The sequence below is a fragment of the Paenibacillus sp. PastF-3 genome (assembly GCF_029893135.1).
In the GTDB taxonomy this organism is placed as follows: Bacteria; Bacillota; Bacilli; order Paenibacillales; family Paenibacillaceae; genus Paenibacillus_AQ; species Paenibacillus_AQ nitricinens.
The window spans coordinates 1-12,626 of the sequence record NZ_JARXWM010000014.1 but is presented as its reverse complement, the minus strand read 5'-3'; the positions used below and the strand labels follow the sequence as shown (position 1 = coordinate 12,626).

The window sequence follows — 12,626 nt, the reverse complement described above, 5'->3', positions numbered from 1 at the left end:
AATGAAATGCATATGGCATAGATGGCCAGAGTTCTGGTTTATAGTATCTCATTGTCATCACTGCTCCTGGTTTGAAACATTGACCATTAACTGATTATTCAATTCTTCTATATCAAAAATGATGACATTGTAATGTAGCTGATTTCCTCCAACCATGGTTGGACAGCAGACTCCCATATATCCCCGATTAATTACCTCTTCACCAAACATGAGTAGTCCGGAGCGATCGCAGACAAAGGGCACTCCAAATATACTCATACATGGTCCAGCTCCTTTTTCCATCTGGCGAAGCGTATCAATTAATTCCCCAGCGTACAAATGATAAAAACAATTTTCATCCAATTCAAACTCCACTAAACTGGAAGAGATGATTGATTTAACTTGAGTTGTTGCAAATATCGCTCCATCTTCAAGAATGAATCCTTGATTTAAAATCAGATTCTTTTCTTTTGTAGAGGTCATATAGTTCAGGATCAAAATCTTTCCCTCCTTGTACAAACTAAATGTGTTTGATAATCAACTCTTTGTTACCAAGTCATTAGCTGCAGCATTTTAATCTGGGTAATCTTGGAATTAGAAAATCCGGTTTATTTGTGGAGATACCGTACACTCTGCGCATTACATCTTCACCTGATTCTTCAACAAGTTGAAGATAACAACCGAAAGCACATATACAGGCTTTTAGATTCCCAACTTCCATATAAACATCAATTGTCCGATACGGTACCCCATATTCTTTTAACTGGGTCTGCAAATCCCTAAATGCGTGTTCTCGGACTTTCTCAGAGGGGTCGCCAGCTTGTATTATCAACTGCTCTAACTGCCGCTGAAGAACTAATTTCAGTTGCCTCATTTCTACTCGCTCGTTAAATAGTAGCTGCCTTGTTGATCCCTCCCTATCAAGGAGATTGTATCGATCCATAAGCTTTCCTAAAACAACCTTAAATGTCGGAAGGGTTCCCGCTTCGAAACCAATCAAACTGGCTGCCTTTCGGTAGGCAGCCTCTGGCGTATCCATTTCTTCACCTACAAAATAGATGATTTGATCAGTCAATACTTGCATCATTGAACATCCGACGTCAGATTTTCGTTTTTTATACAGCATCAATTATCCCTCCCGAACTTTATCTGAAATTTCCGTGGACAGAATCATTTCCTTTGCATTCTTGGAGTAAAAACTCACCTTTTCTTTCCGCTTTGTTTTTGTCTTCCAGATACACCATAACAAGGCGCAGAGTGCTATTAGAATTCCGTTGTACTCAATCCCACTTACTTTGGTTGAGAAGTCCAATAGAATTTCTATCTTTGCGATAATCTGTGTTGGCATCGTAATGAAAACCATTATAGGAACTAAACATTTTTTGATATTCATACTTACAGGCCCTCTGTTCCGAACTTCAATTGTATTCTCATCCACCATAAAAATTTTGACTTTTCACTTTGTTTTTTCTCATTCGATGTTGTCATATTTACTTTTTTCCGCTCCCTCGTATCCCGAATGTAAGTTCGGGTATGGTGTTTAATATAGAAAAAGGCACAGCCCTCTATGGGCTGCGCCTAATCTCTTGTAGTTGTTCGCAGGGTAAGCGACTCTATATTATTTTCTATTAAGCCACGCCTCCAAATATTGGATCTGATGGTCCGGCGAAAGGGGCTTGCTGAGGTTTCTCCGCTTCCTCTGAAATGGATCCTCGGTAGAAGGATTGATTTTCTAACATAAATAGCTTCGGTGTCCATTCTTCCTCAGGTCTCATCATCATAAATGCATCTTCAATTCCCTGGAGTCTTGAATCCATCATATCGACGTAATGGATAGCCACCGCTTCGGGTAACCTCGGTTGTACCGGACTCCCGTGCTCAGCTTTATTATGATGTGCGAGGACAACGTGCATTAGATCCTCCACTACATGATCATATATATCAAAACCATAATGAAAACAGGCTTCACTGATCCACAATGTTGCTATTGCAATATGACCAAGGAGTTTACCACGCCGGCTATAATCCGAACAGATCCCCAGCTCGACAAGCAATTCTTCCACTTTGGCGATGTCATGAATGAGCCAGCCAGTTACCATTAAATCCAGATTCAAAAATGGGCGCTGCTCACCATAAAATTCAATAGCTTCAAGACCACGCCACTTATGATATAGTAAACCTCCGAAGTATGCGTGATGAAGATTCTTTGCTGCAGGAAACTCGATTATTTTTTTTCCTGCCTTTTCATAGCAAAATAAAGCAATGTTTCTTAAGACTGGATCACTCACATCTTGAAGACGTTCTTTAATGGCTACAAGCACCTCGTCAAGCTGGATAGGAGCTGATCGCACGAACTCTTGTCGTTTGTATCCATCTGTCCGCTCTGCAAGTCGATGCTGAATTAATTTCAACTGTAAAATTGGTTCCTTATTGGCTGGCTTATAAAGCTGTACCAAAGCCTTTACTTTTAGAAGACGAAACTTTCTATATCGGTTTTCATAATCTTCTTTCTCCTTTGGAGATAATCCCCAAACTTTAGCCTGAAGCTCTCCCGTTTCATCCATCAAATGAATTGTCATGTACTCAGCTGCAGGCCGATTGGGAGTAGCATCGGTTTTATTAAAGCTGATATCTTTGATCAAATAGAAGCTGGTAATCTCTTCTCCTTCCCGAAGGCTAATAATGCGTCGTCTATCGGGTTGGTACGGATTAACTTCATTCATCATTTCGTCGTCCCTTCTTATTAGGAAACACAAAAAAAGACCCTTTTGAATACGAGTCTCTTTTCGCGCTCCATCCGTTATTTTTCTCATACTTTAGCTGAACCAACGTTTAGCTGGGCCAGTATATAGAAAAAGCCCCAACTCGAGAATTTTTCGAGTTAGAGCTTGTATTTGTCGATAAATTTATGGTGTTTCATCTCAAGGAGGGCGGTGGGCTGGGATGATCAAAATTTGATTGGCCATCTACTCAGTTAACCTAACTCATGTCTGCTGTCTTCATGAATAGGGTAACTTAATTAGCCTACATGTACACAGCAACTCCTTACACTTCTGATGGATATTATTCATCAGTCCGCCGTATTCAATAAATTCCTATCTTCATGTTTACACGTGCATAGGTTATTGAATACTTGTAAGTTGTAATTATTTGTATATACTCCTATTATACCTTTAAATCTGGAGCTCTTCAATAATAACTATATAATCACGACAACGATATATTCGGTTCAGGGAAAGATTAATGGCACACATAATTTATAACCTAAACGACCTGTCTCAGTTTAACCAATCCAGAATTATAGCTAATCAGCGGAAATTATTGAACTCAAAAGACTGCCCACGATTTTGCATTGATTATTTATTGTTTTCTCCTGACAACTTGGATAATTATTAAATAGATATGGTATACTATTGGCATAAGAACATAAAATAAAGACGCGATGCTGTAACATCGCGCCTCAGACAAAGGCCGGTGGGCGACCACGGCGAGATTGTCTACAAGAGAAAAACCACCGGATCAGGAGCCAACCTATTGCCGGTGGTTTTTCTTGTTACGTGCTTTTTTCCAGCTGTTTCGCAAAGTCAATAAACCAGTCGTAATGCTGACCATCTTCACGAATACTTCCAGAATTTTAAGACACAGTTCAAGAAGCGACATGGCGTCACCCCCTTTCGGGTTTGCCATGTCTTTCCCACCGGTAACTTTATCTCACTTAATTATATCATGTAAAAAATAGAAGAAAACTGCTTATAACAGCCTCCAAACTATTATTTTTTATCCCCTACTTCTGTTCTATCAATTCTCCTAGCAATTACTCAAAATACTCACTCATCAACAGAAAATAAAGTGTGTGACTGACATAAACGCCCTAACCTACAGCATACATTTAGGAGCGGTTAAGACTCTATAAATCTACTAGCTGCATCGCTCAGCCTTAGAAGGTAAATCAGGGATTTATCCTAGGTCTTCCTCTTTTGGGCTTTTCTTTAGCTTGGTGTATCAAAGTCTTAAATCCATTTATCTTTTTTATATCATCTGGATCTTTTCTTACGTTTCCTATTAAGGCATCACTTAGCCAATAATATAGATAAGAACCATTTCCTTCTGCTGTAATCCAATCAAGCAGATCCTTTTGATAAGCGGTAATTCGATGGTGCCTGCTTTCGTTTAATTCAAGTTCATTCACTCGCTTTGTATCATCAGATATATCATAATTACTTCGTTTTTTCTTAGAGACACGGTTTAAACTAGCGTGAATTCGTTCATTTGTCACACTTTTCACTTCCCGATCCTCGCATTTTTTGCTAACTTCTCCATTTTACCATAATTCGTATACGATTAAATTCTATTATAGGAATCCCGGACAAACCGGTACATCCAGGGGGTGAAATCCTATATGAAAATGATTCGTATTCGATCGGCAATGCTGAAGTGTGTCTTATGGGTAACTTTGTTATTCTTCAAATCTTCAGGGAGAGTTAAAGAAGTAACGTGTATTATCCAAAAAAACAATTGATCCTTTCCAGTGCAGTCGGTTATCCATTCTAAGAGGTGGTCTGGAGAGCAAATAAAACCCGGCCTCCGTTACCTGTGACCGAGCCGAACAATAAAAATACCCTCACCAGAATTCCTGGCAAGGGTATTTTTATTGTTTATTTATTGGACTTCGACAGTACTCGTAACATATTCGCCGTAAGTACTTGCTCCATGTTTGCCGCGGACCTTAATCGTATACGTCCCCGTAACAGTTGTTGTAATTGACTTTTTGTAAGTGTAGACAATACGGTCTCCAATTACCTTCCCTATGCCTGAAGCGATTTTCTTTCCGTTTGGATCGTATACCTCGAAGGAATACTTTTCAGCTAAACCATTCACATCATTGATAACCGAAGAGGTAAAGGCATTGTAATTCCCATCAACCTCTACAGTCGCCTGTAGGTCTTGAGGAATTGGTGCTTCCACCATATAGGTCGCGACAGTGACGGTTTGAGTAGCACTGTAAGATGATACTTTTTCAGCCGAATTGTACGTCTCCATCCGGATAGTGTAATCGCCAGCAAGATTGAATACGTAAGTCTTTTCAATGTCATTCGTAACTGCTAAACGAGCAAGTTGTACGCCGGATGCTTTTTTAATGACCATGTACTGATTATATCCCTCAGTACCTTGTCCAACAAAATGAAGGACACCTTCTCCATCTACATCCAATTGTGTTATCGAAGGCGCTGGAGGAACCTCTACCTGAAGAGTACTCGCCTGAATGATACTGACTTCACCGAAAGCACCGAACTTATTCTTAGCAGCAAGACGATACGTATTGGTCGTATTCAGATCAAGTGATGAATCATTGTACGAACTCACCGTCGACAAGTTGACAGTCTTTTCAACTATACCGTCTTCGTTAACTCGCTCCAATCTGTAACCGATCGCACCAGGTACTTTTGTCCATTCCAGTGTGATGCTGTTCTTTGTCTGAGTCTTAGTTTTGAAACCTGAGACATTCATTGCTGGGTCAGTCGGCTGCGGCTTTGGTTCTTCAACCGGAGGTGTTTCTCCTTCAGCGAGTGTACGGACCTTATAAACAACTGGTTCCCCTGACAGCGTACCGTACTTCACTGTGATACGGTATTCATATTCTGTTTTCTCTTTCAGGCCTGTGTCACTGTATCCATCCGAGGAAGATACTAGTGAAACTGTCTTTTCGACTGTTCCATTCAGTACTCGTTCCACTTTGAATGTGGTTACGTTGGCTGGAGCTGTCCAAGTAATACGCAATGATGTGGCCTTTTGATTTGTGACACCCAAGTTCGTAACAACCATAGAAGAACTTGTAAGACTATCCTGTACCACTTTAAGTCTGTTCAGCAGATTTGTTTTCTCAGCACCGGTGTTCAACGCATCAACCAAGGTCTTTGCTAAATTGATTGCCTCCTGAGTTTTAAGTCTCTCAGCTCCTTCAACTGCTACTTTAGCATCGATGAGCTTTGTAGCATTAGCAGCTGCCAAATCCAGTGTTTCCTTCAAAGATGCAAGTCGTCCTTCCAAGCTTGTTTTCTGATCACTTGAATTAAGTGGATTGACTTTAGCAATTGCATATTTGTAATCTGCTAACGTTTTTGACGTTTCTGCCTTCAATACAGCCTGAGTCGCTTCACTGATAGCTGTACCCTCGCTCAGTTTTACGAGAATCGCTTGCAATTGCTCGACCAATTCATTCTTAGCATTACTTGCTGGCAATTGGTTTACCAGATCACGTGCAGCAGTATAGGTCACATTATTGGTGTTTTCTGCCGCTTTCTGGACTGCAGCTCGCGCTTCATCAAATTTCAATTGGTTTGCAATAACGGCGTTGACTACTGCTTGAACAACATTCAGACGAGATGAAAGAGCATTTTTTAGCGTACCTTCATCCAACTTCTCAATAAGAGCAAGAGCAGCCGCAACGTCTTCCGCCTTTTCGCTTCCTTCTGCCTTAATAACCGCAGCATAGGCTTGACCAATCAAATCACTATAATCCAGGAGTTTCTGCACAGCATCAAGGCGCTGATTCAACTTGTCTTTCATAGAAAGATCTTTCAATTGATCGACAAGAGCTCGGGCAGTATTGACATCTGATTGAGATTTAGAGACTTCGGCTTTCAACACCGCTTGCGTAGCGGCTTGGTTTGATGTTGTACTGTCGATGATCTCCTGGACCGCATCCAACCGTTCTGTAAGTGATGTTTTATCGATGCCTTTTAGTCCATTTACTAAAACTCGAGCGGCTGTCACATCTGTTTGTAAGAAGGTGTCTTCTGCTTTTTCGACTGCTGCAGTTGCGATTTTAACCTTAGCATTATAGTCAATACCTTCCTGAATAGCATCTAAACGGGAGTTTAGTTCTGTCTTTTCTGCTTCGTTGAGTGCTCCCACCAAGCTTCTTGCGGCCGTTACATCTGCCTGGAGCTTAGATTCCTCAGCTTTCACTACTGCATCCGTTGCCTTCTTGACTTTGGCCAAATAATCGACTGCCTTCTGAATTCCATCGAGGCGTGTATTCAGAGCATCTTTGTCTTCAGTATGAAGATCGTTTACCAAAATTCTTGCTGCATTAATATCAACTTGCAATTTCGTACTTTCAGCTTTATCTACTGCGGTGGTTGCTGCTCGAACTTTTACGTTATAATCTACGATTTCCTGAACCTTACTAAGTCTGGAATTCAGTGTATCTTTTTCTACTGAATTCAACGCGTTCACTAAGGTACGGGCTGCATCCACATCATCTTGAAGCAGGGATCCTTCCGCTTTTACTACAGCTGCTGTTGCGGCAGTAACTTTCGCCGCATAGTCGATTGCCGCTTGCACTGTATCCAAGCGTGAGTTGAGCGGAGTTTTATCCGCCGTGTTCAACGCATCAACCAAGGTTCTCGCAGACGTCACATCTGCCTGAAGTCTCGATCCTTCCGCTTTCACTACAGCTGCTGTCGCCGCCGTTACTTTTGCTGCATAGTCAATCGCGGCTTGCACTGTATCCAAGCGTGCACCAAGCGTCGCCTTGTCAGATGCATTGAGGGCGTTCACCAATGTACGAGCTGCCGTTACATCTACCTGAAGCTTCGACCCTTCCGCTTTCACAACCGCTACTGTTGCTGTCGTAACTTGTGCCGAATAGTCGATTGCAACTTGAACAGCATCCAATCGGGTGCTCAATGGTGTTTTGTCAGATGCATTGAGGGCATTCACCAATGTGCGGGCCGCTGTTACATCTACCTGAAGCTTCGACCCTTCCGCTTTTACTACCGCTGCTGTTGCAGCCGTCACTTTTGCCGCATAGTCGATTGCCGCTTGCACTGTATCCAAACGAGCGTTCAACGGTGTTTTTTCAGATGCATTGAGGGCATTTACCAATGTGCGAGCCGCCGTTACATCTACTTGAAGCTTCGACCCTTCTGCTTTTAATACCGCTGCTGTCGCTGTCGCAACCTGTGCCGAATAGTCGATTGCCGCCTGCACTGTATCCAAACGAGCGCTCAACGGTGTTTTTTCAGATGCATTGAGGGCGTTCACCAAGGTGCGAGCCGCCGTTACATCTACTTGAAGCTTCGATCCTTCCGCTTTCACTACAGCTGCAGTTGCCGTCGCCACTTTTGCCGCATAGTCGATTGCTACTTGTACTGTATCCAAACGGGCGATGAGCGGGGTTTTATCCGCCGTGTTCAATGCATCAACCAAGGTTCTCGCAGACGTTACATCTGCCTGAAGTCTCGATCCCTCCGCTTTCACTACAGCTGCAGTTGCCGTCGCCACTTTTGCCGCATAATCGATTCCCGCTTGCACTGTATCTAAGCGTGCACCAAGCGTTGCCTTGTCAGATGCATTGAGGGCATTCACCAAGGTGCGAGCTGCTGTCACATCTACCTGAAGCTTCGTTCCTTCCGCTTTCACTACCGCTGCTGTCGCTGTCGCAAACTGTGCCGAATAGTCGATTGCCGCTTGCACTGTATCCAAACGAGCGCTCAATGGTGTTTTGTCAGATGCATTGAGGGCATTTACCAATGTACGAGCCGCCGTTACATCTACCTGAAGCTTCGACCCTTCTGCTTTTACTACCGCTGCTGTCGCAGCAGTAACTTTCGCCGCATAGTCAATTGCTGCTTGTACTGTATCCAAGCGTGTGATAAGTGGGGTTTTATCCGCCGTGTTCAATGCATCAACCAAGGTTCTCGCAGAAGTCACATCTGCCTGAAGTCTCGATCCCTCCGCTTTCACTACAGCTGCAGTTGCCGTCTCCACTTTTGCTGCATAGTCGATTCCCGCTTGCACTGTATCCAATCGGGTATTTAACGGAGTTTTATCAGATGCATTGAGGGCATTCACCAAGGTGCGAGCCGCCGTTACATCTACCTGAAGCTTCGTTCCTTCCGCTTTCACTACAGCTGCAGTCGCTGTCGCCACTTTTGCCGCATAGTCGATTCCCGCTTGTACTGTATCCAAGCGTGCGCTCAATGGCGTTTTTTCAGATACATTGAGAGCATTCACCAATGTGCGGGCCGCCGTTACATCTACTTGAAGCTTCGACCCTTCTGCTTTCACTACAGCTGCTGTCGCAGCAGTAACCTGAGCCGCATAATCAATTCCCGCTTGCACTATATCCAATCGAGCATTCAACGGAGTTTTTTCAGATGCATTAAGAGCATTCACCAAGGTGCGAGCCGCCGTTACATCTACCTGAAGTCTCGACCCTTCTGCTTTCACTACAGCTGCTGTCGCAGCCGCCACTTTTGCCGCATAGTCGATTGCCGCTTGTACTATATCCAAACGTGCGATGAGCGGGGTTTTTTCCGCTGTGTTCAACGCATCAACCAAATTTCTCGCATTCGTCACATCTGCCTGAAGTCTCGACCCTTCTGCTTTTACCACCGCCGCTGTTGCAGCCGTCACTTTTGCCGCATAGTCGATTGCCGCTTGCACTGTATCCAAACGAGCGCTCAATGGTGTTTTGTCAGATGCATTAAGAGCATTTACCAAAGTGCGAGCCGCCGTCACATCTACCTGAAGCTTCGACCCTTCCGCTTTTACTACCGCGGCTGTCGCAGCAGTTACTTTCGCCGCGTAGTCAATCGCGGCTTGCACTGTATCCAAGCGTGCGATGAGCGGGTTTTTTTCTGCCGTGTTTAAGGCATCAACCAAGGTTCTCGCAGAAGTCACATCTGCCTGAAGCTTCGTTCCTTCCGCTTTGACTACCGCCGCTGTTGCCGTCGCCACTTTTGCCGCATAGTCGATTCCCGCTTGCACTGCATCCAATCGGGTATTTAACGGAGTTTTTTCAGATGCATTGAGGGCGTTCACCAAGGTGCGGGCAGCCGTAACATCTACTTGAAGCTTCGACCCTTCCGCTTTCACTACCGCAGCTGTCGCTGTCGCCACTTTTGCCGCATAGTCGATTCCCGCTTGCACTGTATCCAAACGAGTGCTCAATGGTGTTTTGTCAGATGTATTGAGGGCGTTCACCAAGGTGCGGGCAGCCGTAACATCTACTTGAAGCTTCGACCCTTCCGCTTTCACTACCGCAGCTGTAGCAGCAGTAACCTGAGCCGCATAATCAATCGCCGCTTGCACTGCATCCAAACGGACGCTCAATGGCGTTTTGTCAGATGTATTGAGGGCATTCACCAAGGTTCTAGCGGATGTCACATCTACCTGAAGCTTCGACCCTTCCGCTTTTACTACCGCGGCTGTCGCAGTCGTTACTCTTGCCGCATAGTCGATTGCCGCTTGCACTATATCCAGACGGGCGTTCAGCGAAGCTTTATCCGTCGTGCTCAATGCATCAACCAACGTTCGAGCCGATGTTACATCTGCCTGAAGCTTTGACCCTTCCGCTTTTACTACCGCGGCTGTCGCAGCAGTTACTTTTGTTCCATAGTCAATTCCGGCTTGCACCGTATCCAAACGCGCTCCAAGCGTTGATTTGTCAGACGCATTTAGGGCGTTCACCAATGTACGAGCTACGTTTACATCTGCCTGAAGTTTTGACCCTTCAGCTTTTACTACAGCCGCTGTCGCTGTCGTAACCTGTGTCGCGTAGTCGATTGCAGCTTGCACTATATCTAGACGGGTGTTTAGTGGAGCTTTGTCCGTCGTATTCAATGCGTCAACCAACGTTCGAGCAGATGTTACATCTGCCTGAAGCTTCGACCCTTCTGCTTTTACTACCGCCGCTGTCGCAGCAGTAACTTTTGCCGCATAGTCTATCGCCGCTTGCACTGTATCCAAACGAGCGCTCAACGGCGTTTTGTCAGATGCATTGAGGGCGTTCACCAATGTACGCGCCGCCGTTACATCTACTTGAAGTTTCGACCCTTCTGCTTTCACTACCGCTGCTGTCGCTGCAGTAACTTTCGCCGCATAGTCAATTGCTGCTTGTACTGTATCTAACCTGGCGATGAGCGGTGTTTTTTCCGCAGTGTTCAACGCATCAACCAAGGTTCTCGCAGACGTCACATCTGCCTGAAGTCTCGTTCCTTCCGCTTTCACTACCGCTGCTGTTGCCGTCGCCACTTTTGCCGCATAGTCGATTGCCGCTTGTACTGTATCTAAGCGTGCTCCAAGTGTTGCCTTATCAGATGCATTGAGGGCATTCACCAAGGTGCGAGCCGCCGTTACATCTACTTGAAGTTTCGTTCCTTCCGCTTTCACTACAGCTGCTGTCGCTGTCGCAACCTGTGCCGCATAGTCGATTGCCGCTTGTATTGTATCCAAACGAGCGCTCAACGGCGTTTTGTCAGATGCATTGAGGGCGTTCACCAATGTACGCGCCGCCGTTACATCTACTTGAAGCTTCGACCCTTCTGCTTTCACTACAGCTGCTGTCGCTGCAGTAACTTTCGCCGCATAGTCGATTGCTGCTTGTACTGTATCTAAGCGTGCTCCAAGCGTTGCCTTATCAGATGCATTGAGGGCATTCACCAAGGTGCGGGCCGCCGTCACATCTACTTGAAGCTTCGTTCCTTCCGCTTTCACTACAGCTGCTGTCGCTGTCGCAACCTGTGCCGCATAGTCGATTGCCGCTTGTACTGTATCCAAACGAGCGCTCAACGGCGTTTTGTCAGATGCATTGAGGGCATTTACCAAGGTGCGAGCCGCCGTTACATCTACCTGAAGTTTCGACCCTTCTGCTTTTACTACAGCTGCTGTCGCAGCAGTAACTTTAGCCGCATAGTCAATCGCGGCTTGCACTGTATCTAAGCGGGCTCCAAGCGATGCCTTGTCAGATGCATTGAGGGCATTCACCAAGGTGCGCGCTGAAGTCACATCTACCTGAAGTCTCGACCCTTCCGCTTTCACTACCGCCGCTGTCGCTGTCGTAACCTTTGCCGCATAGTCGATTGCAGCTTGTACTGTGTCCAAGCGGGCGATGAGCGGTGTTTTTTCTGCGGTGTTCAACGCATCAACCAAGGTTCTCGCAGACGTCACATCTGCCTGAAGTCTCGTTCCTTCCGCTTTCACTACAGCTGCTGTTGCCGTCGCCACTTTAGCCGCATAATCAATTGCTGCTTGTACTGCATCTAACCGTGCTCCAAGCGTTGCCTTGTCAGATGCATTGAGGGCATTCACCAAGGTGCGAGCTGCCGTTACATCTACTTGAAGTTTCGACCCTTCCGCTTTTACTACCGCCGCTGTCGCTGTCGTAACCTTTGCCGCATAATCAATTGCTGCTTGCACTGTATCCAAGCGGGCGATAAGGGGAGCTTTGTCTGCCGTATTCAGCGCATCAACCAAGGTGCGAGCTGCCGTCACATCTACCTGGAGCTTTGACCCTTCCGCTTTCACTACCGCTGCTGTCGCGGCAGTTACTTTTGCCGCATAATCAATCGCAGCTTGCACTGTATCCAAACGAGCGCTCAACGGCGTTTTTTCCGATGCATTGAGGACATTCACCAAGGTGCGCGCCGCTGTAACATCTACCTGGAGCTTTGACCCTTCCGCTTTCACTACCGCTGCTGTCGCGGCAGTTACTTTTGCCGCATAATCAATCGCTGCTTGCACTGTATCCAAACGAGCGCTCAACGGTGTTTTTTCCGATGCGTTGAGGGCATTCACCAAGGTACGGGCTGCCGTAACATCTGCTTGGAGCTTCGACCCTTCTGCTTTCACTACCGCTG

7 protein-coding genes are annotated in these 12,626 nt (G+C 45.6%); all 7 read right to left on the bottom strand.

The window, feature by feature from the left end; translation table 11 throughout:
• Window positions 1–57: 57 nt before the first annotated feature.
• The 7 genes from M2444_RS23575 to M2444_RS23545 all read right to left on the bottom strand — a co-directional run bounded on the left by M2444_RS23575 (window position 58) and on the right by M2444_RS23545 (window position 12,618).
• The gene (locus tag M2444_RS23575; protein WP_280788227.1) at window positions 58–477 is read right to left on the bottom strand and encodes a hypothetical protein; all 420 of its coding nucleotides are present in this window, start codon (window positions 475–477) and stop codon (window positions 58–60) included.
• 61 nt (window positions 478–538) lie between these two features.
• Window positions 539–1,105: a hypothetical protein gene (locus M2444_RS23570; RefSeq protein ID WP_280788226.1), complete on the bottom strand. Its 567-nt coding sequence runs from the start codon at window positions 1,103–1,105 to the stop codon at window positions 539–541.
• A gap of 3 nt (window positions 1,106–1,108) precedes the next feature.
• The gene (locus tag M2444_RS23565) at window positions 1,109–1,372 is read right to left on the bottom strand and encodes a hypothetical protein (protein ID WP_280788225.1); all 264 of its coding nucleotides are present in this window, start codon (window positions 1,370–1,372) and stop codon (window positions 1,109–1,111) included.
• Window positions 1,373–1,607: 235 nt separating this feature from the next.
• On the bottom strand, window positions 1,608–2,705 hold the full coding sequence (locus tag M2444_RS23560; RefSeq protein WP_280788224.1) for a phosphohydrolase: 1,098 nt from the start codon (window positions 2,703–2,705) through the stop codon (window positions 1,608–1,610).
• Window positions 2,706–3,510: 805 nt separating this feature from the next.
• Window positions 3,511–3,639, bottom strand: a complete 129-nt coding sequence (locus M2444_RS23555; protein WP_256990371.1) for a hypothetical protein — start codon at window positions 3,637–3,639, stop codon at window positions 3,511–3,513.
• Between the two features lie 289 nt (window positions 3,640–3,928).
• The gene (locus tag M2444_RS23550; protein ID WP_094875832.1) at window positions 3,929–4,255 is read right to left on the bottom strand and encodes a hypothetical protein; all 327 of its coding nucleotides are present in this window, start codon (window positions 4,253–4,255) and stop codon (window positions 3,929–3,931) included.
• A 383-nt stretch (window positions 4,256–4,638) separates the two neighbouring features.
• Window positions 4,639–12,618, bottom strand: coding sequence for a fibronectin type III domain-containing protein (locus M2444_RS23545; protein ID WP_280788223.1), 7,980 nt, complete (start codon window positions 12,616–12,618; stop codon window positions 4,639–4,641).
• Window positions 12,619–12,626: the final 8 nt, after the last annotated feature.

Bases quoted from the DNA above. Each gene is read 5' to 3' on its own strand.
- M2444_RS23570 (WP_280788226.1), bottom strand. From the start codon at position 1,105: ATGCTGTATAAAAAACGAAAATCTGACGTCGGATGTTCAATGATGCAA.
- M2444_RS23565 (WP_280788225.1), bottom strand. From the start codon at position 1,372: ATGAATATCAAAAAATGTTTAGTTCCTATAATGGTTTTCATTACGATG.
- M2444_RS23560 (WP_280788224.1), bottom strand. From the start codon at position 2,705: ATGATGAATGAAGTTAATCCGTACCAACCCGATAGACGACGCATTATT.
- M2444_RS23555 (WP_256990371.1), bottom strand. From the start codon at position 3,639: ATGTCGCTTCTTGAACTGTGTCTTAAAATTCTGGAAGTATTCGTGAAG.